21 protein-coding genes and 3 pseudogenes are annotated in these 25302 nt (G+C 59.1%); 10 read left to right on the forward strand and 14 right to left on the reverse strand.

Going from position 1 to position 25302, the window contains the following annotated elements; all coding sequences use genetic code 11:
- Nucleotides 1-277 precede the first annotated feature (277 nt).
- From EQW76_RS26215 to EQW76_RS26225, 3 genes are all read right to left on the reverse strand, one after another.
- Nucleotides 278-1696 (reverse strand): cytochrome c, encoded by a 1419-nt coding sequence (locus EQW76_RS26215; protein WP_142832261.1) that lies wholly within the window; start codon nucleotides 1694-1696, stop codon nucleotides 278-280.
- Between the two features lie 2 nt (nucleotides 1697-1698).
- On the reverse strand, nucleotides 1699-3240 hold the full coding sequence (locus EQW76_RS26220; protein ID WP_244615556.1) for a GMC family oxidoreductase: 1542 nt from the start codon (nucleotides 3238-3240) through the stop codon (nucleotides 1699-1701).
- 242 nt (nucleotides 3241-3482) lie between these two features.
- A complete protein-coding gene (locus EQW76_RS26225) occupies nucleotides 3483-4028 on the reverse strand; it encodes a sorbitol dehydrogenase family protein (RefSeq protein ID WP_142832259.1) in 546 nt (181 codons plus the stop codon).
- 684 nt (nucleotides 4029-4712) lie between these two features.
- Here EQW76_RS26225 and EQW76_RS26230 point away from each other — a divergent pair.
- Entirely contained in the window at nucleotides 4713-5699 is a 987-nt protein-coding gene (locus tag EQW76_RS26230) for an AraC family transcriptional regulator (RefSeq protein WP_143123399.1), read from the forward strand.
- 59 nt (nucleotides 5700-5758) lie between these two features.
- Nucleotides 5759-6967, forward strand: a complete 1209-nt coding sequence (locus EQW76_RS26235; protein WP_142832258.1) for an MFS transporter — start codon at nucleotides 5759-5761, stop codon at nucleotides 6965-6967.
- A gap of 210 nt (nucleotides 6968-7177) precedes the next feature.
- Here EQW76_RS26235 and EQW76_RS26240 read toward each other — a convergent pair whose 3' ends face one another.
- From EQW76_RS26240 to EQW76_RS26260, 5 genes are all read right to left on the reverse strand, one after another.
- On the reverse strand, nucleotides 7178-7810 hold the full coding sequence (locus EQW76_RS26240; protein ID WP_142832257.1) for a class I SAM-dependent methyltransferase: 633 nt from the start codon (nucleotides 7808-7810) through the stop codon (nucleotides 7178-7180).
- Nucleotides 7811-7910: 100 nt separating this feature from the next.
- Complete coding sequence (locus EQW76_RS26245; RefSeq protein WP_142832256.1) at nucleotides 7911-8324, reverse strand: nuclear transport factor 2 family protein; 414 nt, start codon at nucleotides 8322-8324, stop codon at nucleotides 7911-7913.
- An 84-nt stretch (nucleotides 8325-8408) separates the two neighbouring features.
- Nucleotides 8409-9008: an NAD(P)-binding domain-containing protein gene (locus EQW76_RS26250; protein ID WP_142832255.1), complete on the reverse strand. Its 600-nt coding sequence runs from the start codon at nucleotides 9006-9008 to the stop codon at nucleotides 8409-8411.
- A 30-nt stretch (nucleotides 9009-9038) separates the two neighbouring features.
- Nucleotides 9039-9794, reverse strand: a complete 756-nt coding sequence (locus tag EQW76_RS26255; protein WP_142832254.1) for a glucose 1-dehydrogenase — start codon at nucleotides 9792-9794, stop codon at nucleotides 9039-9041.
- Between the two features lie 49 nt (nucleotides 9795-9843).
- Nucleotides 9844-10578 (reverse strand): SDR family oxidoreductase, encoded by a 735-nt coding sequence (locus tag EQW76_RS26260; RefSeq protein ID WP_142832253.1) that lies wholly within the window; start codon nucleotides 10576-10578, stop codon nucleotides 9844-9846.
- 190 nt (nucleotides 10579-10768) lie between these two features.
- Between EQW76_RS26260 and EQW76_RS26265 the strand changes: the two genes are divergently transcribed.
- The gene (locus tag EQW76_RS26265; RefSeq protein ID WP_143123396.1) at nucleotides 10769-11665 is read left to right on the forward strand and encodes a LysR family transcriptional regulator; all 897 of its coding nucleotides are present in this window, start codon (nucleotides 10769-10771) and stop codon (nucleotides 11663-11665) included.
- A 176-nt stretch (nucleotides 11666-11841) separates the two neighbouring features.
- Here EQW76_RS26265 and EQW76_RS26270 read toward each other — a convergent pair.
- From EQW76_RS26270 to EQW76_RS29495, 3 genes and pseudogenes are all read right to left on the reverse strand, one after another.
- A pseudogene (locus tag EQW76_RS26270) lies at nucleotides 11842-12396 on the reverse strand (ATP-binding protein); the annotation flags it as partial.
- 336 nt (nucleotides 12397-12732) lie between these two features.
- Entirely contained in the window at nucleotides 12733-13257 is a 525-nt protein-coding gene (locus EQW76_RS29490; RefSeq protein WP_348539575.1) for a LysR substrate-binding domain-containing protein, read from the reverse strand.
- Nucleotides 13179-13601 (reverse strand): LysR family transcriptional regulator, encoded by a 423-nt coding sequence (locus EQW76_RS29495; RefSeq protein ID WP_202617226.1) that lies wholly within the window; start codon nucleotides 13599-13601, stop codon nucleotides 13179-13181. The genes EQW76_RS29490 and EQW76_RS29495 overlap by 79 nt, the downstream gene beginning before the upstream one ends.
- A gap of 99 nt (nucleotides 13602-13700) precedes the next feature.
- Between EQW76_RS29495 and EQW76_RS26280 the strand changes: the two genes are divergently transcribed.
- Together EQW76_RS26280 and EQW76_RS26285 are read left to right on the forward strand one after the other, a co-directional pair.
- On the forward strand, nucleotides 13701-15050 hold the full coding sequence (locus tag EQW76_RS26280; protein ID WP_142832250.1) for an MFS transporter: 1350 nt from the start codon (nucleotides 13701-13703) through the stop codon (nucleotides 15048-15050).
- Nucleotides 15051-15349: 299 nt separating this feature from the next.
- A pseudogene (locus tag EQW76_RS26285) lies at nucleotides 15350-15822 on the forward strand (FCD domain-containing protein); the annotation flags it as partial.
- A gap of 122 nt (nucleotides 15823-15944) precedes the next feature.
- Here the strand turns inward: EQW76_RS26285 and EQW76_RS26290 are convergent.
- From EQW76_RS26290 to EQW76_RS26300, 3 genes are all read right to left on the reverse strand, one after another.
- Complete coding sequence (locus EQW76_RS26290) at nucleotides 15945-17822, reverse strand: ABC transporter ATP-binding protein/permease (protein ID WP_142832249.1); 1878 nt, start codon at nucleotides 17820-17822, stop codon at nucleotides 15945-15947.
- Between the two features lie 74 nt (nucleotides 17823-17896).
- Nucleotides 17897-18403, reverse strand: coding sequence for an RES domain-containing protein (locus EQW76_RS26295; protein ID WP_142832248.1), 507 nt, complete (start codon nucleotides 18401-18403; stop codon nucleotides 17897-17899).
- Nucleotides 18400-18885 carry an antitoxin Xre/MbcA/ParS toxin-binding domain-containing protein gene (locus EQW76_RS26300; RefSeq protein WP_142832247.1) on the reverse strand — a complete coding sequence of 162 codons (486 nt, stop codon included), beginning with the start codon at nucleotides 18883-18885 and terminating at the stop codon, nucleotides 18400-18402. The genes EQW76_RS26295 and EQW76_RS26300 overlap by 4 nt, the downstream gene beginning before the upstream one ends.
- A gap of 359 nt (nucleotides 18886-19244) precedes the next feature.
- Between EQW76_RS26300 and EQW76_RS26305 the strand changes: the two genes are divergently transcribed.
- The 5 genes and pseudogenes from EQW76_RS26305 (at nucleotide 19245) to phnX (ending at nucleotide 25219) form a co-directional block, all read left to right on the forward strand.
- Entirely contained in the window at nucleotides 19245-21212 is a 1968-nt protein-coding gene (locus tag EQW76_RS26305; protein ID WP_143123397.1) for a methyl-accepting chemotaxis protein, read from the forward strand.
- A pseudogene (locus tag EQW76_RS26310) lies at nucleotides 21212-21682 on the forward strand (chemotaxis protein CheW). Before EQW76_RS26305 ends, EQW76_RS26310 begins: the two are co-directional and overlap by 1 nt.
- Nucleotides 21683-22011: 329 nt before the next feature.
- Nucleotides 22012-22938 carry a LysR family transcriptional regulator gene (locus tag EQW76_RS26315; protein WP_142832245.1) on the forward strand — a complete coding sequence of 309 codons (927 nt, stop codon included), beginning with the start codon at nucleotides 22012-22014 and terminating at the stop codon, nucleotides 22936-22938.
- A gap of 308 nt (nucleotides 22939-23246) precedes the next feature.
- Nucleotides 23247-24401, forward strand: a complete 1155-nt coding sequence (locus tag EQW76_RS26320; RefSeq protein WP_142832244.1) for a TIGR03364 family FAD-dependent oxidoreductase — start codon at nucleotides 23247-23249, stop codon at nucleotides 24399-24401.
- A complete protein-coding gene (gene phnX / locus EQW76_RS26325) occupies nucleotides 24398-25219 on the forward strand; it encodes a phosphonoacetaldehyde hydrolase (RefSeq protein WP_142832243.1) in 822 nt (273 codons plus the stop codon). Before EQW76_RS26320 ends, phnX begins: the two co-directional genes overlap by 4 nt.
- The last annotated feature ends 83 nt before the right edge of the window (nucleotides 25220-25302 follow it).

Raw genomic sequence — 25302 nt, forward strand, 5'->3', positions numbered from 1 at the left:
CGCCAATTTACCACGCGCAAAAGCAAAAATCCTGCGGTTCACCTCGGATGGATACCTTTGATCGGCGCGATGTTGGTCTTGAATGAATGTGACCGTATTGGTGGCTAATAGGAAAGTTTGGAACAGACTGAGATCATTCTCCCGCCTTGAGGGGATCTTAACCAACGACACTTCTCTAGTGAGCTAAGTTTTTGACGAAACAGACTTGTCATAGCTGCTTGCGGCTACGACACCAATATTGCTGATGCGCGCGCGACAGAACCGGCTGAGATGCCGGTCAAGCCGCCTTGGCCCGTCGCGACCACCAAACAACAAGCAGCAGTACAATCGCGAAAGCCACAGCGACAGCCACAGCAATACCAATGCGTGCCAGAAGCAGGAGCGAAGACGCCGGACCACCAGCACGCACCTGGGCGACATCCGAAGACATGACCGGCGTGCCGGACCGGCCGTAGTTATCAATCACGTAATTTGCCAACGTGGCGACTTGGCTGTCATTCAATGCATTGATGTCATTCGCCTTGCCGCCGAATCCGGGCATGAATGCCTGGCCTTTGGGCGTAGTCCGGTCAACGCCGTTTAGAATCGTGGCAATCAGATTGATGTGATTGGCCGCACCTGTCGCCGAATTGTGAAATAGGCTCGGATAATAGGTATCTTTGCTGCCTTGGCCGGAAGGTTGGTGGCACGAGGCGCAATTGCCGTAGAACAGTACCGCTCCGCTGGCCTGCGCGTCCGTATCCGAGCGGAGCGGGTTCGCCCCGCGCAAGCTTGCAAGCTGCGAGACGGGTTTCCCATAGCCAAACCGCGATTGGTCGTCCGACGCATCGTGCAGCGGCGGCACGGTTTTGATATAAGTGGCGATCGCCGAGATATCTTGCTGGCTGAGCTTTAAAAAGCTGTGCTCAATTGCCTCCCCCATGCTACCCGCAGCCTGGGCCCTACCGGGCAACGAGCCCGTCGACAGATAGCGAGTGAGGTCGTCCTTGCTCCAGCTCCCAATCCCACTGTTGGTATCCGAGGTGATGTTTGGCGCGTACCATTGGCCGACTTGGGCACCACCCAGATGATGCCCAGACAATTCTTGCATTAGAAAGCCGCGCGGCGTATGGCAGGTGCTGCAATGCGCTGGCCCGTCGACAAGATACTTGCCGCGATTCCAATCAGGCGATTGTGTAGCATCGGTCTCGCTATGACCGTCGCCGAGGAACAAGAGATTCCACCCCATCATCGATAAGCGGACATTCATCGGAAATGGCAGAGCGGTACGCGTCGGCACCGTATCGACGGGCGAGACGCCGTGCTGAAAGTAAGCGTAGAGGTCGTGTATATCTGCGTCCGTCAACACTTTGTATGATGTGTACGGCATTGCTGGATAAAGGTTTGCACCATCGGCTCGAACGCCCGACCGCACGGCCCGGGCAAATTGCGCTTCCGTATATTGCCCTATCCCCGCAGTCTTGGAAGGCGTGATGTTCGTCGTAAAAATCGTACCCACCGGGGACACGATGGGCAGCCCCCCGGCAAATGGCTTGCCACCTGGCGCGGTGTGGCAGGCGGAACAGTCCGAAGCGGTTGCGATATAGGCCCCCCGCTTAACTGAGGCGGCTTGCTCGTCATCGTCAGCAGCGAAGGCCACCGAGCTCGCAGACATAAGACAGATTGCAGCACCGAAAAGCCGGAGGAGAGTGTCCATGCTCAGCCCCGCTTCAACTGGTCAACGATGGCATCGGCGGCCTTCATGGCCAAAGCCGCCATGGTGATGGTGCTGTTGCCGCATCCGCCCGTCGTCATCGCCGCGCCACCCGGCAGAAAAAGATTCGGATGATCATGCGCGCGACAATCGACATCGACGACTGAGTCGGTGGGATCGGTGCCCATGATGCAACTCCCCATCATATGGTCGCTATTGGTGAACGTCGTGGCGATGTTGCTTTCGACGGCGCCAAGCTCCGCGATCAGTTTCTTCAGCAGTGGCAGGGTATATTCCTGATGGCTGCGGCGGACGTATTCGCCGACATCATAGTAGATGTTGGGCTTGTTGAGGCCTAGCCAATCTTTCTTATCCGACAACGTCAGCCGGTTATTGGGATCCGACAGGATCTCGTGCTCAATCGTCAGCCGCGCGGTGCAGGCCGAGAGCCTGCGGATCTCGGCGTCCAGCGCTTTGCCAACCAGTCCCTTGGCGAGCGCAGCCTGACCGCCCACGGCACTGAGAGCGGCATTTTCGCAGCGAAGCATAGCGCCGGCATGTTGGCTTCGAAAATCGCCCTGCCCTGTCATCATGATGCTACTGCCCTGGACCGGGCCGACGCCCGTCCACATGGGCTCTGCGAGCACCATCTGCGCGCTGATCTTGGGCTGGTCCATCAGATTGCGTCCGACCTGATCCGAATGGTTTGCAACGCCGTTCGGGTTACGCTCGTCCTTTGACATCAGAAGCAGTTTCGGCGTCTCTATGGCATTGCAGGCAATGACGAAAAGCCTGCCGACGACCCTTTGCGATTCCTTGTTGGGATTGAAGAAATGAACTGCTTGGATGTTTTGCTTTGCGTCCGTCTCGACGCGGTATACAACCGCATTCGCAAGTATCCTGCCACCCTTTGCTTCGATCCTTGGCAAGGCCGAGGCCGCATCGTATTTCGCGGAGATCGGACAGACCGGGAAGCAGTTGTTGTTGCCGCAACAGGGCGGTCGTCCATCGTAGGAAACTCCGCTATTGCGTGCCTGCGGGGCAGGAAGATTGGTGATGCCAACTCGTGCAGCAGCCTCCGTAAACCGTTGCTCTCCCTGGCCAAAAGGAATGCGGCCCATTGGATAGGGCTTGGAGCGCGGCAGCGGAGGCCATTGCAAGTCAACCTCGGACGGACCGCACACTCCCAAAGCGTATTCGGCGCGGGTGTAATACGGTTCAAGCGTGTCGTAATTAAACGCCCAGTCCCGGCCAACGCCGTAAAGGCTTTTCATCCGCATATCGTCGGGATGCAGACGCCAGCAGATGCCCGCCCAATGCCACGTAGCGCCGCCAGCATAACGCACATAACCCTGCCGATATGCACGCCCGTTCGGCCCCTGTAGCTGCAGGTAGTCGGTCGTGGCGTCTGCCAGCTCTGATTCAATATGCGGTGCCCAGGGTTTCGCCGGATAAGGCGCATTCCAATTCTGCTTAAACCGAGGCGGTACGTTGCGATAGTTTTCAACAATCTGCCAGCGCTCGACGCGAGGGCCAGCTTCCAGCATGAGAACAGACAGGCCTGCGTCCAGTGCCTGCTCGGCGACGAGGCAACCTACAACCCCTGTTCCAACGACAATGACGTCCGCACTATAATTGTTTGCCATCTGACTAATTCCAACTATCCAAGGATCCGAGTAGGTACGTCAACCCCGCCTAACCCTGTCAAAGGGCTCTGTCCTCGAGAGGGCTTCTTGCTCGACTTACGTAAAAGCCGCCAGCGGCGGTCTCATGCAAGTGGCGGCTTTTGTTAGAATGTCGGCATGTCGCCGAGCGGCGGGGCCTCCGCATTCCATCCATTCGGACCGGATATAGCGTAGGTCGGGATTGTCATGACGTCATGGGTCGGCTGGTACATAAGCGCCGTCTCGAAGGCAAAGACCTCCGCGTTAGCTGAATTTTCCACTACGCCCGTATACCAGGCCGAAATGATGGCCAAGGCGCTATTCTTGAGGCGTCCATCCGGGATATCCGCGAAGAAATCCTCAACGATCTTGGCATTCTTTTTCTTTGCGATGTCAATAATCGCCCCAATATCCTGCGCAATCTCTGAATTTATACGCAGCATGGCCGCAGCCATGCGTCCACCGACCTCAGGATCCAAACGATGGTCGATCAGAAGAGACGACACCTCCATGAATTTTGGCGAAAAATCCGGCGTGCTCACATCTAAAGATTGAGCCAAAACCTCCGGGGGCAGCAACACGCCTCCGGCGAATAGAACGCCACCCACCATCAACTTCCGACGGGTAAGCCTGAATTCCTCGGGACAGTCATCGTGAGATGTGTAAGTCATTATCTATCCGCCTCATTCAGCCATTCGCTGCAGGGCAAAGGACTTGATCTCTTTTGGAGGTTGACTGCCAAGTAACATTGATACCACACGTCAAATTGGCCGGGTTTGCCGCGGGTTGTCAAGGACGTTTGCATAATGCGGTTCACTTATTGGAGAGCGTTCGCAATCCGGCCCGCAACGCTGAGGCTGATGAGATCCATACCCTGTCTGTGGCGGACTTCTGCCATCCCCAAGAAGAACGTGCTGCCGGCGAACCACGAGGTGAAGTCGCTCATGAGCGGCCAGCACCTACCGTTCGCCGTGCCTGCTTGCCGCAACGGCGAACTCCAACTCCTCATGAGACCGGAGCACTTCACGGAATCCCTGCTCTTTTTGCGCTTGAAGAGATGCGAACTACCGACGCGTACAGAAATTAAAAACGTAAGTAAAACGAAACGCCTAAAGCGTAACCGTAATTTATGGAACTTACTTTAGGTACCACCCCGTACTAGGATCGTGCGAACAACGGTGTGGGGTTAGGTCCTGATTATGCAGCAGTTAAGCGTTTGGGACTTGAGCCAAGGCAGGATGTGTTCTCGCACGCCGTTCGTCCAGCCTCACCTTGGTACACAAAGAGATCGAATGGGGAATCTACGAACTTTTTTCCCGATTGCCTACCGGACGTTTGGTTTCTATAATGCGCAAATGCTTGACCGTCCGTCCCAACCGTCTTCGCCATATATTCCAGTGGATGCGCTAAGCGAAGTCCTGCAAGACTTCCGATTGAGTGGCGTTAGCTATAGCCGCTGTGAGCTCCGGCACCCATGGAGCATCGCCTTTCCACAACAACAACTGCTTCGTTTTCACTTTGTCAGCCAAGGTCCTTGCTGGATCCATACGGCAGCCCAAGGCTGGCAAGAATTGCGCGATGGCGATCTGGTACTGCTACCGCAGGGCATCGCCCACCGACTTGCCAGTGCGCCAGATGTTGTCGATGACGCTCTCAACGGATGTCAGGTGACCAAGGTGGGGAGCAACGTTTGCGAAGTGGTGCGAGAAGGCACAGGCGCAACAAGCACCCTTTTCTGTGGCTCGATGGCCTTGGGCGTTTGTGCTCTCGATCCCCTGATCAATTTGATGCCGCCCATTATCAAGGGCTGTGACGTGGCAGGCAATGACCCGATCGTTGGCCCCCTACTGGCAGCGATGACAGAAGAGGCAACACATCCACAGATGGGCAGCGCCACTATCTTGTCACGAATGGCGGACCTCCTCACAGCGCGGCTGATCCGCTGCTGGGTCAATTGTACCGGCGCCTCGACCGTCGGTTGGCTCGCCGCCATCCGCGACCCCAATATCGGCCGCGCTTTGGCAGCCATGCACCGAGACCCCGGCCATAACTGGACCCTGGAAAAGCTCGCTAGTGTTGCAGGTCAATCGCGTTCGATTTTCGCGGAGCGCTTCAGCGCTGTTTTAGGCGAAGGCGCGGCACACTATCTCGCCCGTCTGCGTATGCAGCTTGCCCGGGAGTTGTTGGGCCAAAACGGCATGTTGGTTGCCGACGTCGCCACGCGGTTGGGTTACGAGTCTGAGGCGTCCTTCGCGCGCGCATTCAAGCGTATCACCAACGTCTCGCCGGGCGTTGTGCGTCGCACAATTTCCGGACGAACAGACATGGATTTCGGATTTTAAGGCACATCGCATCCGAGGAAAGTTGTTTATGAAGATCTTCAACTCTTGGAGACATCTCGATGACGGACACAACATTCCAGCTTGAAGGCGCAGTAAAAGACTCCGATACCGCTCCGCCAGCCGCGTGGAGCTCGGCCACCTGGTTCGCGGTCCTTTCGATGGCGGCCGCCAGCTTTGCTCTGGTGTCGGCGGAGTTCATGCCAGCAGGCATGCTAACACCAATGGCGCGCGATCTTGGTGTCACCGAGGGAATGGCCGGACAGGTCGTTACTGCCACCGCCTCCGTCGGAGCCGTGACGGCTATATTGAGCAATGTTCTGATTGGCCGATTGAACCGCAAGACGGTGCTGGTTGGTCTGAGTGCCTTGGCGGTCGGCTCCAACATTCTTGCGGCGAATGCCTCCGAATTTTGGCTATTGTTGTTAGGTCGAGCCGGGCTGGGCATTGCGCTGAGCGCTTTCTGGGCGCTTTCAGTTGCGGTCGTAGCAAGACTTGTTGGCGCCAATGCAACAGGCCGGGGCATGGCGATCGTCACGCTTGGCGTCTCGCTAGCCACCATCGCCGCACCATCCATGGGTGCATTGATCAGCGACTGGTTGGGTTGGCGCGCCGCCATGGCCGTGACAGCGGGGCTGGCCGCACTTGCCATGTTGCTGCAGTGGCTCAGTCTCCCGACCCTTCCTGCAAGCACACGCAACAGCCTTGCCGACGTTTTCCGGCTTACACGGCGGCGTGGCATTCAGATCGGCATGCTTGCTATCCTCTTGCTCATGACGGGGCACTTCGCTGGCTCGGTCTATGTGCGCCCCTTCCTCGAACAGATTACGCATCTAACAACCGGTCCGATTGCGCTGGCGCTGCTCGGATTTGGCATTGCCGCTGTGATCGGTAACATCGCCGGTGGTCGCATGGCCGACGCCAATATCCGCATTGCCCTCGCAGTCACCGCCGGCTTAATGGCGTTTGCGGCGCTTGCTTTGGTACTTTGGGGCGTGCACATCGGCGTTGCGTTCGGCTTCGCGGCGCTGTGGGGCCTCGCCTTCGGCATGGCGCCGGTGGTGCTGCCAACCAATCTGTCCCGCGCCGCACCCGACGCGCTGGAGGCCGCGGGCAGCCTGATGGTGACCTCATTCCAGGTGGCAATCACGATTGGCGCGGTCGTTGGAGGCTACATCGTAGACACCTATGGTGCTACGGGACCCCTAACGCTTACCGCAATCCTGGCCGCATGCACGGTCGTGCTGGCCCTGCTGCAGCCCAGGAGCTGATCTTTGCTACCGCCGTGCGGTAGGGTGAGAGCAACCAAAAGTGATCGTCATGCACAAGGGTGTTGATCCTATAAGACTTTGCAAGCTCGACATTTGAAGGCTCTCCAGCCAGCTCCGAAAGCTGTCGTTGCTGCAAACTCACGCAGTCGCGCAGTATCCTTGTATCCTTGTATCCTTGGGAAGTCGACTTGAGGGAGGCGCTGGCCCCTGTCACGGCTTAACAAACCGATAGGCGAAGCGATCCGTCTCGCCCTTGATCGAGGGATCAAACACCTTGATCGAGTGCTGATCGTCCCTGTTCGTCAGCATTGTGCTTTTCGCGTCCAGCAGGAAGCCAGCTGCCTCGACCTCTTCTCGAACGGAAGCAGGATCAATCCGATGGAGCGACTGGGCGTCGTTCGTGCCTGAGCCGACGGCGGCGGAGTGATCGACGATGACGTAGAACCCACCAGGCTTCAACCCTTCGTAGACGGCTCGATTGAAATCGGCCGCTGTCGCGCCCCCGGTCTGCATCAGCGCGGTGTGGAGATCGTGATAGAACAGGTGCAGCCACAGGACATCCGCTGGCTGCGTGACCTTTGGCATCTCCACAAGATCCGACGAGACAGCGTCGACGTTCTCTCGGCCCGGCTCCTTTGCGAGGGTCCGCATGAGGCCGACTGGATCGTTCCTGAAGTGGGCGACTTCGGCAGGCACGAAGCTGTAAACCCGCCCTTCGGGTCCCACGATGTCGGAGAAGAGACGGGTCCAGTCGCCATCGCCTGGGTAAACGTCGATCACGGTGGAGCCCGCATTGGCTCGCGCGAAACGGATCAACTCGGATTGCTTGGATTGATTGTACATAGGTATCTCCTTCAGGGTTAGTATTCGAAGCGCCTGGCGTGCGATGGGCCGATCCATGACTGGTCAATCTGTTGCCCGCCCGGGCAGTAGATCGCCTGAGCTACACCCGGACGCCTGCGTCCATCTGCGCGGCCAGCGCCAGCGCTTGCGTGTCGACATATTCCCGGATGTTGGTCAGTCTTCCGTCCCGGACCGTCATGGCGAAGATCCAGTCATCCTCGAACGGCTTGTTCGTGGCTTTGACCTTCCCGTTGGCGAAGCCGACGACGAGAACCCGGTCTCGTTGCGCCACGAACTCGCGAGGTTCCGTGGAAGTTTCCATCGACTTGGATGCCGTCTCCAGCAAAGCCGCGAGCCCCGCGTGCCCGCGGTAGGTTCCGGCCAGCGGCCATTCCTCGCCCGGGATGATCCACTCGAAGTCCTCAGTGACCAGCGCCAGCAGAGCCTCTCCGTCGCCCCGGCCGATCGCGGCGAAGAAGTCCTTCACGGTCTGGATGTTCTTCTCAATACTCATGGGGATTCCTCCATTTCGCACGGATCGGTTCGCGCTCGATCCGATCCGCGCATCGTAGCCCTGCCGGTTGGCACGTCGTGTTCGTCAGTCGAACTTGACCAGATCCTTGAAGATCAGATGACCCCAGCTGTTTCCGCGCGCTTGCACGAGAAGCCCGCCTTCCGACAGTCCGCCAAGCTTGACGGCTGCGAAACCGAGATTTTCCGCGAGCGTATCAACTTCCGCGGCGGCAGCATCGTCATCGCTTGCCAGGAACACGACTCGTCTGCCGCCATGTGCGGCTGGATCTTGGGCAAGGGTGGCAGCGCCCAGGTGGTTGAACCCCTTGACCAGCCTTGCGCCATTAAAGGCTCGCCCGACGAACTTCGAAGATGGCAGTCCTCCCAGCGCCTCGGGAGGAACGCCGTAGGCATTGGTCACATCGATGATTGTTTTCCCCTGCCAGGTCGGAAGTGCTTTTGCGACGTCCGAGTGCGCCTCGAAACCGACAGCCAGGAAGATGAAGTCCGCCTTGACGGCGTCCGCCAGCGTCTTGCCGATGACCTCGGGCCCGATCGCCGCTGCGTCGACTGCAAAACTTTCCGGGTCACGCGTGGTTGCAACGGTCACGTCGATGCCCTTGCGCGCGAACGCCTTGGCCAGAGCCTGGCCGATATTCCCGAATCCGATGATTGCATAGCTCATGATGTTTCTCCTATCTGTACTAATGCCGTGTCAAACCTGCGCCCAACCACCATCGACGGCGAGATCGATGCCGGTAATGTACGAGCTTTGATCGGAGGCGAGGAACGTGAGGGCCGCCGCGATTTCCTCTGGCTTGCCCCTGCGACCCATGGGGATCTGTGACGCGAACTGGGCGACTGCCGCCTCGGCTTGCTCGGCGGTAAGGCCGGTCGTTGTCGCTAGGGCGGGGGTCTCGATCGCGCCGGGGCTCATCGTATTAACGCGGATATTGCGATCCTTCAGCTCCTGGGTCCAAGACCGCGAGAAGCTGCGAACAGCCGCCTTGCTAGCTGCATAGGCGCTGAACGCTGGCAGGCCCATCACATTCGAGACCGACGAGTTCAGGATAATCGAACCGCCGTCCTTGAAGAGGGGAAGGGCCTTCTGCACCGTAAAGAACAGGCCCTTCACATTCACATCAAAGGTCTGGTCGAAATGGGCCTCAGTCGCTGCCGCGAGCGGCGCGACTGTCCCTGCGCCGGCGTTTGCGAAGAGAATGTCGATGTGACCATGTTTCTCCTTCACGACGTCATAGAGCCGGTCAAGATCGTCTAGGCGCGAGACGTCGCCCATGACTGTCGTCACGTTTTTCCCGATTAGGGCCGCAGCCTCTTGCAAGGCTTTCTCGCGTCGCCCCACGATCACGACCTGCGCACCTTCTTCCACGAAGCGCTTCGCTGTGGCCAAGCCAATCCCGCTGCTTCCGCCGGTGATGACTGCGATTTTGCCGTCGAGTACTTTTTTCATAATCTTTGCCTTTCGCTATGTGTGAGTGGGCGCGGAACCGCACCGGGTGTCAGAGTTGGGCGAGGCCACCGTCGACGGCGACTTCGCTGGCGGTCATGAAGCTGCTGTCGTTCGACGCGAGGAAGGCGGCTACGGCGGCGATTTCTGCGGGATCGGCCATGCGCTGGAGCGGGGTCATCGCGCCGTAGGCCTTCTGGCCCTCTTCGCCGAGCGCTTCCTTTGCCAATTCGGTCGCCGTCGCTCCCGGTGACAGCACGTTGACCCGAATACCGGTGCCTTTCAGATCCTCCGCCCAGGTCCGAGCAAGGTTGCGCACCGCCGCCTTGCTTGCGCTGTAGGCGGTAAATCCCGGGGCTCCGGTCGTGCCGGCGCTCGATCCGGTCAGGATGATTGAACCGCCAGCGCCCATCAGCGGCAACGCCTTCTGGATAGTGAAGATCGTGCCCTTCACATTGGTGTCGAAGGTTTCGTCAATGTGTGCGGCGGTAATTTTGCCGAGCGCAAGCGGGCTTCCCGCCCCGGCATTGGCGAAAACGATGTCGAGCCTCCCGCGCTCCGCCATCACTGCAGCGTATAGTCGGTCGAGGTCGGCCTCATCCGAGACCGAGCCCTTCACCGCGCGGGAATTGGACCCGAGGTCGGCGACAGCCGCTTCGAGCGCTTCCTGCCGACGGCCATAAATGAAGACGAAGGCGCCTTCCTCGATGAAGCGCTTTGCAGCGGCAAGGCCGATACCCGTAGCGCCGCCGGTGATCACGGCGGTCTTTCCATTCAATCTGGTCACGTCAGCCATCCTTTTGTTGCTGAACCTGAAGATAGGCCCGCCGGAGCCGGACGGTGAGTGCGGAAGCGCGCACATCGGCGGTGCAAAAACGATCCAGAGAGATGATTCAACGCAGCGACGGTCGTGCGATCGGTGACCGAGCGTGCTAAATTGCATTTCAGCAGGCGCAGCTGCGGCGCGGGAATGCACCATGATCGACTGGGATGACGTTCGTTACTTTCTTGCCGCAGCGCGTGGCGGCTCGGTGCGGGCTGCGGCCAAGCGCTTGGGGGTAAATCACGCGACCGTGCTCAGACGCGTCGCTCAGCTTGAGGAACGGCTCGGGGCACAGATGTTCGAGAAGCTGCCCTCGGGCTACCGCCTGACGGCAGCAGGCGAGGAGGTCCTTGAGTTCGCGGACCAGATGCAAGCGTCGTCGCACCAGCTGGAGACGCGCGTCTTCGGGCGCGACCAGAGCGTGCGCGGTCTTCTGCGCGTTACATTGACGCCGATCCTCGCGACACACTTGCTCATGCCGGACTTCGCCGAATTCGTGCGTCTGCATCCTGATATCGAGATGGAAATTCTATCGTCCGGCGAGCTGGCAAACCTGACCAACCGAGAAGCCGACGTCGCGATCCGCGTCGTTTACGATCGCCAAACACTTCCACTCAATCTTCATGGCTTGAAGGGACCGGAGCTGTTCGGCGGTGTCTACATATCCCGCGATCGGCTGGCCGCCTACCGTGAGGGCGCGCCTGATCCCATCCGATGGATCGTGATAAGCATGCATGGAATTCCGGAGTGGGCCAGCACGGGTCAGGTTCGTACCACGGGGGTCCCCTTCAGAGTCACGGACGCCGCGGCGGAGATCGCGGCGGTGCGGCAAGGGCTCGGGATCACGACATTGCCGTGCTTCGTCGGAGATGCCGATCCCCTGCTGGTGAGGGTGCCGGGCACTGACCTGCACATGTACGGAACGGTCTGGAATCTCACGCAAGGTGAGACACGCAAGACGAAGCGCGTGCGGCTCTTTACGGAGTTCATAACCCACCGGCTCGCCGCCTACACTCCACTTCTTGCGGGGCTGTCCATATCGCGCGAATGACATCCGGTTCCACATGCTACAAACGGGCAGGAGAAATTGCTGTTTTTGAAAATTGGCATTCCCACAGTCTGCGAGTGGCGGCTCTCGCGAACCGAAACTTATAGCGGATGGTCCGCTAACGGCCCCATTGCGGTCATCATCGTGCCGCAGCGAGCAGCCGTTTCCCGGCGACCGCCGGTCTGTTTGGCGAAACCGAACACCATCGACAGGCCGAGCTCCGTCCCACTCCCTTCAGGCTTGGTGGAAAAGAAGGGATCGAACACCTTTGCCATGATCTCCGGGGACATGCCGGTTCCGGTATCGGTTACCGAAAGCACGACATATTGCCCGGTTGTAACGTCGTCATGCATGCGGGCGTAGGCGTCATCGATATACGCGTTGCCTGCTTCGATGGTTAGCTTGCCAAACCCCTCCGTCGCGTCGCGCGCGTTGATCGCCAGATTGAGGATAGCATTTTCGATCTGCATCGGGTCGATGAGCGCGTTCCACAGCCCGCCGGATATGACGGTCTCGATTTCGACCCCCTCCCCGATCGTACGACTCAGCATCTCGTCCATACCGCGGACCAACCGCCCAATATTCACGACTCTTGGCTCAAGCGCCTGGCGACGACCCAACGCAAGCAGCTGGGCTGCGGGTTTGGAACCGCGGTTGACGCCGGCAAGCGCCTTGGCATCCGTCGTTTCCGCCGTTTCGTTGCCCGTCACGTCCTTCCACAAGAGCTGCAGGTTGACGTCCACGCAGGATTGATTGCTGCGATTTTCGCGTCCAGAGATGCGACAAGCATGACGTCGGTCGACAGCCGCCACATCCGGTCGCGATCGGCGGTGCGCTCGGCGACGCGTTGTTCAAGCGTGCGATCGAGGTCGTCGAGCTTCTCGCGAGTGGCTCTCAGTTCCTCGACTTCGGTATTCGTGCCGATCCATCGCAGGATCTATGCACCTTCGTCCGTGATCGGAACCGCTCGTACGATATGCCGCGGAAAGCCCTGACCGGTCTCGTAGTCTCGCACCATGACAGATCGGCACAGCGATGTGCCATCGCCGATATCGTGTGCATGGCGATCCTCATCGCGCGGAAAAGCCGTTATGCTCAGTGATGAGTGCGACGACGAAATCCATGACGGCGCGGACCGACGGCGTTTTGCGCAAATCGCGGTGGACGAGGAGCCAGATATCCCGGGAGAAGGGCGGAACGTCCTCACCGACGCGCACCAGGTCCGGGTTGGCGTTGCCCAAAAAGCAGGGCAGCCCGGCGACACCTGCGCCGGCCCGCGCCGCAAGTAGATGTCCACTGATGTCGCTCAACTCGCACGCGATGAGCCGTGCGCCAGCAATGCCAAGCAGCCATTTCTGCTGCGGCATGTCGGCAAAGCTCTCGTCGTAAGCGATGAACTGCCATCGATCGGGCACATCGCGATGCTCGTAGTCATGGCGTACGTATAGACCGAAGGCCATGGCCGCGAGTTTTCGTGCGACGCTGCCGGCCTCCTCGGGGCGTACCAGCCGGAGAGCTAGATCCGCCTCCCTTTGCTGAGCGATACCTGCTGCGCCTGCGCAGCGAGAGAGAGGCGGATATCCGGGTAGCGAGATCGGAAGTGTGCGAGGTGCTGCGCCAGCAGATGCGCCGCTAGCACCGGCGGAGCGCTGAGCGTGACCTTTCCGATCAGCGGCATATGCGCGGCGCGGGCAATCCGGGCGATGCCGTCCGCCGCACCTTCCATCGTCACCGCCTGATCGAAAACCTGCTGGCCGATCGTCGTCAAGCGACAGGATCGGGGCAAGCGTTCGACCAGCGCCACGTCCAGTTCGGCTTCGAGCGCCGCCAGCCGACGACTGACGGTAGCGTGGTCAACGTTCAACGCACGCGCCGCGCCGGGCAGGGTGCCGCTGCGCCCCACTGCGATGAAATGACGGAGATTTTCCCAATCGGCCATTTGCGCGATTTCTCAAGGTTCACTGGCATATATACCGAATTTTCGCACAGAAATCATCGATGTAGTTTCGAGACAAATTATCTTCGAAAGGTTGTCTCGATGACTGTTTCTTCCCCCCCACACCCACGCATCACGCTTGCTGCCGCCGCGCTTGGCTTTGTGGTCGTTCTTCTCGACGTCAGTGTCGTTAACGTCGCACTCGATGCCTTGCGTACTAGCTTTTCCACCGATGTCGCCGGCCTCCAATGGGTGGTCAATGCCTACACGCTCTTCTTCGCCGCCCTGCTGCTCATGGCCGGAGCCCTAGGCGACCGCTTTGGCGCGCGCGCCATCTTCATCGCCGGCTTCGTTCTCTTCACGCTCGCTTCGCTTGGCTGCGGGCTGGCGCCGACGCTGCCGACGCTGGTCGCGGCGCGTCTCGCGCAAGGCGTGAGCGCGGCACTGCTGGTTCCGAACTCGCTGTCGCTGCTTGCCCAAGCGTTCCCCGGCAAGGAACAGCGGAACCGCGCCGTTGGCTGGTGGGGAGCGGCGGGCGGCATCGCACTGGCGGCCGGCCCGGTGGTCGGCGGTTTTCTGGTCACGCATTTCGGCTGGCGGAGCGTTTTCCTGATCAACATTCCGGTCGGGCTGGCTGGCCTGGCACTGATCCTGCGCTATTCCGCGCCAAGTCCCAAAAACGAGGGTCGGTCGCTCGATCTGCCTGGACAGGCAGCCGCCGTGATAGCGCTTGCATCGCTGGCAACGGCGCTGACGGACGCGGCGCATCCGCGGGTTCTCGTTGCCCTTGGCGTAGCGGTCCTTTCCGCAATCAGCTTCATCCTCATTGAGGCGCGAAGCCGTGCACCGATGCTGCCGCTGGCGTTCTTTTCCAGTTCCGCCTTCTCGATCGTCTCGATCACCGGCGTCATCGTCAACTTCGCCTATTACGGCCTGATCTTCGTCTTCAGCCTGTTCTTCCAACTGGAGCAGCATTTTTTGCCGCAAGAAACCGGCATCGCCTTCCTGCCGATGACCATTGTCCCCATGCTCATGAACATCATCGCAGGCCGATTGATCACACGCCTCGGCGTACGCCGGCTCATGGTGTTCGCCCTCCTGCTGGCAGCGGGTGGATATCTTCTGCTTCTTCCGGTCAGTGTCACCGGCTCCAAGTGGCAGTTGGTCGTGCCGATGCTGATGGCGGCAAGCGGCATCGCGCTGATGGTGCCGACTATGACGAATGTCACTCTTTCCTCAGTCGATCCGTCACGGGCGGGCATCGCGTCAGGCGTTCTCAACACGGCGCGACAGGTAGGCGGCATGCTCGGCGTCGCTACGTGCGGTTATTTCGTACGCGACACAGCGCCCGCCGCGTTCATGCAAGGCATGCATCTCTCGCTCATCGTCGCTGTGGTACTGCTGTTTCTCGGCGCTGCGCTCTCGTTCTTCTGTCTCAACCGCGAGCATTGAAATGGACCCCGCCATATGGCACCAAGCGATCAGGCATCTAAGGCGTAGAATGTCGCGTCATATCGTACAATCGACGGGGTTGGCGGTCTTGAACCAGTTCGAACCACCGACCCGTCAATTCTGAGCACCGAGAACAAGGCCAGCGAGTTGGTAGTTGCATACGCAGCTCAGCGGGGCGTGGCATTAATTACCGGTTCGCGGGTGTCGGAAGTTCTGCCAACACAACTGCTTGCAGTAAAATCTATAAAGCGGCGGACCGCAGCAACGACCCGCTCGTCGAACAGAATGGCAGCTGACCAGAGCCGAGTATCGAGCAGGCAAAAAGCCTGTTCGAGGCACGCCGCAAGATCGAGGGGATGCTGCTTATTTCGTGGTGGAGCGGACGACGGACGAGCAGCTCGATGCACTGCAGAGGCTGACGGATGAGGAAGAGCACATCCATCATCATGGCGACGAGAAATCCAAGACCGTGCTGTCCGGCAAGTTCCACATCGCCTTGGCGGAAATCGCCGGCAATGCAGTCCTGACCGAGATGCTGGCAAAGATTGTCGCGCGTCTCTCGCTGGTCATGGCCCTTTACGAGGAAGACCGGAAGGACGATTGCGGCGCGGACCATCACCGCATAATCGTGGCGGCGGTCAAGGCCAAGGACGCCGCAAAAGCGAAGCAACTGATGGACTGCCATCTCGCCGACATCGAGGGACGCGTTAAACTGACAGAGGGACAGGGCGACCGGCATACGTTTCTGGCGGTGCTTGAACACTTCTCCTGAGCTATGTCTTTAGCGTTGGTTCTGATGACCTGCTGCAAATTGCTGAAGTCGACGACCTGCCAAAAATGCAAGTGCCCCAAAATATCAACATAGAATGCTTATGGTGATGCCGTGTGAACTCGTCAAATTTTTCGCCTCCTCCCCTGTCGCGCGAGAAGGTTTGATATTACGTACCTTTTGCGGGCAAACGGAGCCAGATCAACATCGCTAACAAGCCGAGCCCCCCCTTCCCGTTTTTCCAGAGTGATTTTACGGCTGTGGAACGCCTCTAGTTCCACCCTGTGGGCCACGCTTAGCACAGTAGCATTCGGCAGTTCATCGATCATCATCTGCATCATCTTGTCCTGCGTTTTCTCATCCAACGCCGACGTTGCCTCATCAAGGACGATGATATCAGGTTTATTCAGGAGAAGACGGGCGAACGCCAGCCTCTGTTTTTCACCGCCTGAAAGGGTGTGATCCCACGGTGCTTCTTCCTCAATCTTCTCACTCAGGTGACCAAGGCCAACCTTCTCCAAGGCAGAATTAATGTCATCAGCCGTCCAGTTGTCTGCAGCTTTGGGATAGGCAACAGCCCTACGAAGGGTTCCCGATGGGATATAGGGCTTCTGCGGGAGCATGAAAAATTCCATATTGTCGCGGAATCTGACGCTCCCCCCGCCCCAAGGCCACAGACCAGCGATGGCCCGAACAAGGGTACTCTTGCCGGAGCCGGACTCTCCAGACACGAGAACGCGTTCACCTGGCTCTATCTCGACCTGGGTTTCCTTCACCACAGCGGTACCGTCCCCGAGGGATACCGAAAGATCATTCAGGCTAAGCATCGTGTCGCCTTGCGTCTGTCCGCGTTTGATCCGTCCAACATCTTCACTCTGCTCAGCCTGCTCAAGTCCGTCCAGGGAGACCATTAATGAGGCCACTCGACGGGCGCAGGCATTCCAATCGGCAAGCCGTGGGTAGTTATCGACCAACCAGCCGAAAGCACCTTGGACGATGGTAAATGCTGACGCCGCCTGCATGACCTGCCCGAGAGACATGCTGCCGTCCAGAAACTTCGGCGCGCATAGCAAAACGGGCACGACTGGCGCAATCAACATCGACCCTTGCGAGACAAGGGTTGTGCGCATGTGTTGGCGCGCAAGCTGTCGCCATTGCTCTCGAACATTTTTGAAAGTGCGGTCCAGATCGTTGCGCTCTTCCTCCTCGCCACCGAGAAGGGCAATGCTCTCGCCATTTTCCCGAACGCGGGTCAGAGTGTAGCGAAACTCCGCTTCGATCTGGTTTTTTGCCTCTGAGACTTTTACGAAATTTCGACCGATAAACGCGATCGAACTGGATGTAATTGTCGCGTAAACGACTGCGGCAATGACCAGGAACCCCGGGATAGTGACGTAGGCGCCGAACAGCGGGAGCGTCAACGCCCCGCCGATCGACCAAAGAACGACGATGAAGGTCGATGCTGAGACAAAGGCCGAAATCACACCGGCTGTAAAATCCACCGGCGCTTCGGTTGCAATACGCAAATCTTCCGAAATGCGGGCTTCAGGGTTCTGATGATCCCCGCCAATAAGGTTGAGCTGGTAGTATCGTCCATTGGTGAGCCACCGTGCAACGAGCGATTTTGTCAGCCAGGAACGCCAGCGGCGCTGCATCAGCATACGCCCATAGACTTGGACGGTAACTAGAAAGACACTTCCAATCACAAGTGGAGGGAACAAGGCGCCCAAGGAATAGACCTGGCCGGCATTGCGCTGCTCGATCGCATCAAAAAGTTTCCGGTTCCAAACGTTAATCCCGTATTGAAATGCGACATTGAAGCCAATGAGAGAAAGAAGTGCAATCGAGCAAAACCATGCGAGCCTGTCGCCATCACGGCCCCAATAGCCGCGCGCACTGCGCCAAAAACGCTTGAGGAGATAAGCGCGACGCGCCTGTTCGGCTTGTTCAGGCGTCAGTTCCACCGACGGTTTCGGCTCGTCGGGCAATGCGGCTTCTATCATAGATACTCCAAGTGAATTTGCGTGCTGTATAGCGCAAATGATGCCAGGGCGAGAGTGTTTCAGGCCAAAAATGATTATGCTGAGGGTGGGTGTAGCCTCGTGTCGAGCGCGAACGCCTCTTGAAATTTCGGCTCATAATAGCCCGTGGCAAAGGTTGCCACGAAAATAAAGTTCCAACTATGAGAGGAGACTGCGCTTGGGATGGCGACAAATCGGTGCCGTTGCAAAAGATCGTCGCCAAATGCTTGTTGACCGGCGCTTGGAATACCCGGCCGGAGCCAATTTGGATTCGGAATGTCAGCGGGCTCAACAACGTGAACCGCGGAGACGTCTGTGACAACGGCACCCGTAAGGACATGTGGGACGGTATCGAGCGCTCGAAATCCCTTATGAACTGCAACCTCGAGGATTGCGGTAGCTGGGTCGATGGAACAGTATACCGCACGAATGCCCCTACTATTCCACCGGCCACCAACCCGGTATGCGCCTTCGCCGCTGTCCCACGTCGATGCGAACGCCGCCTGATCGAGCCGCCATGCGATTAGCTCGGAGCCTCCAAGCGAGATGGGCAAAAACGTCATGCATAGACGCCGTATTCTAACCGCTGGAGATAGTCCTCGACAAGCTCAACACCGGCGGGCGTCCCCAAAAGGTCGATCGGGCAACGCTGGTCCAGCCCGATTGCCGGACGCTCAAGCCATTGCTCGGCCTCTCCCTGGGTTCCCAGGAGATCAGTCGCCTTTGCCAGTATTTCAGCAAACTTCCATGCCCGTCCGCTTTGTTCCTGGCTGAGCGGCTTTGAAGGCGCATCCTTGCGCCGTTGCCAAGTCCGCAAACTCATGCCGACGGCCTTCTCAAGGGATTGGCTTTTGCCGATAAAGACCAAGTTCCCTACTAGGTGATCGACCGCCGATGCGGGCAAACCGTGGAGCAACAGCTCATGGGCATCCAGCGCGCTGGTTAGGCGTCGCGATAAAACACGCGTTCCGCCGAGTAGGGCCGACACCTTTTGCAGTGCTCCACTTGCTCCATCTTGAATACCCCCTTGGGCCACAATAACCATAGTGCGTCTCCTGCGTCAGATGTCGCGCACAATGTGACAGTTGTCGCATTGCTTTTCAATAGGTTTGAATCGGCGGGGCAATTGCAAATGCGCTTGATCAGATCTGGCCTCTGTCTGCGCGTCCACTTCTGCAGCTACACTCGGGGCGCATGTTTCGCTTTCCTCTGCCATTGCTCTTTCCATATCGGTATAGATTTTGTCGAGGGCGAGACAGCGGACGTCAATTTCACACACGCGCATTTTGCAGCTTTGTATCGTCTCCGTACATTCGCTGTTAAGCACCGGTACAAGGCATCGGGAACCAGATCCACACTCGAGACTTTTGGGTCCGAAAATTAAACCCCCGCCGGATCACGTCTATGAAAAACATACCAATCGTTGGAAAATTCTTAACTATCATGGCGCTGTTCGGCGTCTTTGCGCTTGGAGTTGCAGGCTACGCCGGAACGCGTATTCTAAGCATCGATACGTCCTACAGCAATCTTCTCTCCAACGACGCAGCCGCAGCAATCGCGCTCGCCAGGGCGAACCGTACTCTTCAAGGCGCGCGCACTGCCATTGCCGAACTGACCATCGCGCGCACCGACGCGGATACCGCGAGTTCTGCCAAGGAACTTGAGGCTTCGCGCGCCGTCTTCGCAAAGTTCATGGATGCCGCAATCGCCGGGACTCCACAGCGCTCCGATCTTGGCGCCATAAAAGCGGAAGGCCTGCGCATTCTCGACACGACTTGCGCGAACACCATCGCGCTTGGCAACGCCAGCCGCTCGGACGAAAGTGCTGCGCGCGCGCAGAAGACTTTCATCGATGAATGCCAGTCGTCGTTCCGCGCCATCACCCCGAAATTCTCGCAGATCGTAGAGGAGGTCAACAAGGGCGCCAACGACAAGAGCGATGAGTTGACTATTGACTCCTACCACACGGTAACGGTGACCGTCGGCGGCATTATCGCCGGTCTTTTGATCGTGCTCGCAATCGGCTTTGTTGCAATCCGTTCTTGGCTGGTCAAGCCTATCCGCGGCATTGCAGACACGATGCAGCGTCTCGCCGATGGCGATCTTAGCGTCGATGTGGCTGGAACGGACCGCAAGGATGAAGTCGGCAGCATGGCTAAGGCCGTCCAGGTCTTCAAGGAAAATGGCCTGCGCTCCCGCGAGCTTGAGCAGGAGGCAGTCAGCATTCGCAACGCCAGCGAGGCGGAACGGGCCCGTGTCGCTGATCTCGACCGCAAGCGGGCAGAAGAGATGGCCGAAGCCACATCCGGCCTGGCAGACGGCTTGAAGCACCTGTCGAACGGAGATCTCAACTTTCGCCTCGGCACGCCCTTCGCCTCTGACTTTGAAAGCCTGCGCGGAGATTTTAACGCAGCCGTCGTACAACTCTCTGAAACCTTAGGCGCCGTTGCCGAAGCCACAGGCGCGATCGATAGCGGATCGCGTGAAATCAGCCAGGCCGCCGAGGATCTCTCCAAGCGGACCGAGCAGCAGGCAGCTTCCCTGGAGGAGACGGCCGCAGCGCTCGACCAGATCACCACGAACGTGGCGAACTCTTCCAAGCGTGCCGAAGAAGCCCGTCACGTGGCGATAGAGGCCAAACAGTCTGCCCGTCAATCTGGTGAGGTGGTTTCGAATGCTGTGGACGCCATGCAGCGCATCGAACAGTCGTCGAGCCGGATCTCGAACATCATCGGCGTGATCGACGAAATCGCCTTCCAGACCAACCTTCTGGCGTTGAATGCCGGCGTCGAGGCGGCGCGGGCCGGTGAAGCGGGCAAAGGATTTGCGGTTGTCGCCCAGGAAGTGCGTGAACTGGCGCAACGCTCGGCCCAGGCAGCTAAGGAAATCAAGGAACTGATCCGCAACTCGGCTGGCGAAGTCAGCAACGGTGTGACGCTGGTGCGCGCGACCGGTGATGCTCTGAAGGCGATCGAAGGCCACGTCGTCACCATCAATGTCCAGCTGGATGCCATTGCCCTGTCATCGCGAGAACAGTCTGTCGGTCTCTCCGAGGTCAATATCGCGGTCAACCAGATGGACCAAGTGACCCAGCAGAATGCGGCGATGGTCGAGCAATCGACTGCCGCAAGCTCGTCACTGGCGTCAGAAGCCGTTCGCCTACGCCATCTGATATCGCAGTTTCAGATCGGTTCCGCGCAGGGAAATTCAGGCAATGGCCTCGGGAAGGCCGCTCGGACCCAAAGCAAGCCGACTGTCGTCCGCGAACAGCACAGGCCGGTTGCCTCGCCAGCACGGCGGATGGTGGCGCAAGTCGTCCGGGCCGTGAGTCAGCAGGCGGCCGCAAAGGCCGACAACTGGGAGGAGTTCTGATGCCGAATAATTCAGCCAATCCCGCATCTCTCGAGATCCTTGCCTTTCGGCTGCACGGACAGGAGTTCTGAGTCAGGACCACGTCGATCCGCGAAATTCGCGGATGGGCACCTGTGACGCCGCTGCCTCAGGCGCCAGACGAGGTCGTCGGCGTGATCAACCTCAGGGGAACCGTCATTCCCATCGTTGAGCTTGCCATCAAGCTGGGCATGGACGGTACCCAGGCGAACGAGCGCAGCGCCATTGTCGTTGCTGAGGTCAGCAACGGTGTTGTTGGCCTGTTGGTGGATGCCGTGTCAGACATTCTCACCGTAACCGCCGACCTTCTGCAGCCAGTTCCTCCTGCCACTGATATTGGTGCCGACTATTCCGATGGCATCATCGTCCAGGGCGCAGACATGGTTTGTTTTTTAAATCTCGACCGGATGTTTGTGCGGGATAAGCCCGAACAGTGGTCGGTGGCCGCCTGATACATAGCTTTATGGTACAGGGTCGAGGTTGCGTCTGCACGCCAGCCTCGACCCCATTCGTGAACGGTACCGCGCATCTTGCGCAAACGAAATTGAGAACGGGGCATATAATATTAGCATGCTATAAATCTTAGCGTTTAACTAAAAAACGACGCCAACACAACTGGTGGAGGTCGCCTTGGACTGTGTTAAATTGCATAAGTCGCTTGAAGAAAAGATCTAAAAGCTGGTACGTAAGCGACATTGTCATAATGGATAACCTTCAGGTTCCCGCCCCAACGAGCACCGGAAACGCCGCGGGCATTTGCCGATATTGAGGGGTTCTTGCGATGGCGTCTGTCACATTGGCTCAGATGCGAGCCGTCGATGCGTTGGCTCGCACCGGAAGTTTTTCACGCGCTGCTGCGGCGGTGGGTGTCAGTCAGCCCACGGTTTCAACGCAAGTTCAGGCTTTTCAGGATCTCTGCAGCTCACGTATTTTCATCCGTGAAGGTCACGCGATACGGGTCACTCCGGATGGGGAGGCGCTTCTTGCGAAAATCCGAGTTGCGCTTAATTGCGTCGATGAGGTCGATCGGGCCCTTGGTGACAGCGGTCGCCTGGTCGGTGGACAGTTGTCGATCGGCTTCAGCGCCCACAGGCTGATCATGCCGGCACTGGCCACCTTCGTGCAGGCCTTTCCGAAGATGCGGCTGAGTACGCGTGGCGGACCATCGCTGGAACTTGCCGCTGCGGTCTTCAAAGGCGAGCTGGATGTTGCCTCGGTCTCGCAAGCGGGCCCCGATCCGCGCTTTGAAAATCTGGAACTCCGCCGGTGCGGCATCGTCATCTATGGGAAAAAGGGCCATCCGCTGCTCTCAACCGGCACGATTGCCGTTTCCGATCTGCACAGGCAGGACATGATCCTGTGGAACCGTGCGTCCGGTACCCGAATGAAGGTAGAAGCGCTGGCAGCCCAACATGGCGTTATCCTCAAGCCCGTGGTCGAGGTGGCAACGCTCGACGTCGCCTATGCGGCGGCAGCAGCAGGCATGGGTCTCGCCGTGGCGATCGAAGGGGAGGTGTCACAGGACGAGTATATTGACATCGCCCTCCTGTCCGACGCCGCGGCCAATATCGGCCACTATATCATCGCGCTGCCGAGTTGCACGGATCACCTAGCAATCGCCGCCTTTCTCAAGATTGCCGCCCAGCATCGTTTCGTCGCATCCGGCGCAACGCCCCGTGCGCAGGAGCGCGCACGCCCGAAACTGTGAAGGCGTGCGTGGTAGCGGCGCTCAATAGACACAAACGGGAATGATATAATTATAGGTTATATCTATATATATTGCTCATTATTAAAACTGTCACATAATCTGGCTAGCGTGGGTGCACTGCCAGATCAGAGCGGGATCGGACGCCCGGAAGAGCGCTCCACCCGCTTCTGGCGAGCGAATATCAAACTTAGTCAGCTTGCGGCCTTTGTTTTTCAAGATCGCGCGCCTTGCGGTACGCGGTGATCGCGCAACCGTGCCGGCGCTGCGCTTACGATGACGGGTCGAATGAGATTTTCAAGGAGCCGTGTGTGCCTTATTCGTATGACGTTGCCGTTGTCGGCGCTGGAATTGTAGGACTTGGGGCAGCCTTGGCTGCTGCCGCACAGGGCCGAAAAGTTGTCGTGATAGAGCGCAACCCGGCCGCAGTGGGCGCATCCATTCGCAATTTCGGCTTCGTCACGGTTACCGGGCAGCAGGCCGGCGCCCACTGGGCGCGGGCGATGCGAAGCCGCGACATCTGGAAAGACCTCGTCGTGCAGGCCGGCATCGCCGTGCATCATCGCGGCCTTGTCATGCCGGCCCGGCGCGCAGAGGCCGCTGCCGTACTCGAGGCTTTCCTGGCGACGCCGACGGGCGAGGATTGTCGCATGATCGGCAAAGCGGAGGCGCTGGATATCGTGCCGTCGCTGCGTTTGGACGGGATCGAAGCGATCCTCCACAGCCCGCATGAGCTGCGCGTCGAATCCCGCGAGGCCGTTGCCAAGGTCGCAGCCCATCTCGAGAATGCGTATGGCGTCGATTTCCTTTGGGGAACGGCGGCCCGGGCGGTGAGCGACCACGGCGTCGAGACCAGTCGCGGCATGGTCAGCGCAGATGCCGTTGTCGTCTGTCCAGGCGACGATTACTCCGGCCTCTATCCCGAACGGATCGCCGCCTACGGGCTCGATGTCTGCACCCTACAGATGCTGCGTGTAGCCCCTGCGACACCAGCGACGCTCGGTGCGGCTGTCATGTCCGATCTCAGCCTTGCCCGCTACGAAGGCTTCTCCGCCCTGCCCGAAGCCCAGGCCCTGGGTGCCCGCCTGGATCTCGAAGACGCCGAGAAGCGCGCGGCCGGTATCCACCTCATTGCCGTCCAGTCGGCTGACGGCTCCCTCGTCGTCGGCGACACCCATGTCTATGGCAACGCCCCGGCGCCCTTCAGCAGCGCGCGCTTCGATGACCTGATGCTCGACGAATTCGACCGCGTCTTCGACATGCCAGGCCGAAAGGTCATCGAGCGCTGGACAGGCTCCTATGCGCACGCAGCAGACAGGACAGTGCTGGTCGACGCTCCTCAACCGAACGTTCGCCTGGTCATTGTGACGGGCGGCACCGGCGCATCCACGGCATTCGCGCTTGGCGAGGAGGTGATCGCGGACCTCTACGGATCGGCACATTCACAACACGGAGTCCTCTCGTGACCCACCTCAAGGCTGCAGTGTTCGATTGGGCCGGTACGGTCATCGACTTCGGATCGCGGGCGCCCATGGGCGTCTTCGTCGAGGCCTTTGCGAAATTCGACATCGAGGTCAGCGTCGTGGAGGCCAGGGAGCCGATGGGCCGGCCGAAATGGGATCATATTGCCGCCATGCTCGATCAGCCGCGCATCCGGCAAGTCTGGGCGAACAAGCACGGCACGGAGCCGACGAAGGCCGATATCGACCGCATCTACGCCGTCTTCGTGCCGATGAACGAAGCGGTCGTTCACAAGTTCGCCGATCTCGTTCCGGGCGCCCAACAGATTGCGGCCCGTTTGCGCGACATGGGCCTGAAGATCGGCTCCACCACCGGATATACGCGCTCGATCATGGAGCGGCTTTTGCCGCTGGCAAAGGCGCAGGGCTATGAGACCGACAATCTCGTCTGCGCGGGCGACCTGCCGGAGGGCCGGCCGACGCCGATGAACATGTATCGCTGCTTCATCGACCTCAATGTCTGGCCGGCCTCGGCCGTCGTCAAGATCGACGATACCGGTGTCGGTATCGATGAGGGCGTGGCAGCGGGATGCTGGACGGTCGGCGTCGCCCTCAGCGGCAACGAAGCCGGCGTCACGGTCGCTGAACTGGCAGCAATGACGAAGGCCGATGTCGATGCCCTGCGCGAAAAGGCAACGCGAACGCTGACGTCGCACGGTGTCGACTACGTGATCGATACCGTCGCCGATCTCATGCCGGTCATCACGGACATCGAAGCGCGACTTGCCCGCGGCGAGCGGCCGGGAGGCACAACATCCATATGACGGAGTGATCCGGCTGAGGCCGTGACTTGACCTGCAAGAATTTAACCATCGGGCCAACACCGACCCAAGGGTGCGGCCTTTTC

Source organism: Rhizobium sp. rho-13.1 (genome assembly GCF_007000305.1).
GTDB classification, from domain to species: Bacteria; Pseudomonadota; Alphaproteobacteria; order Rhizobiales; family Rhizobiaceae; genus Rhizobium; species Rhizobium rhododendri.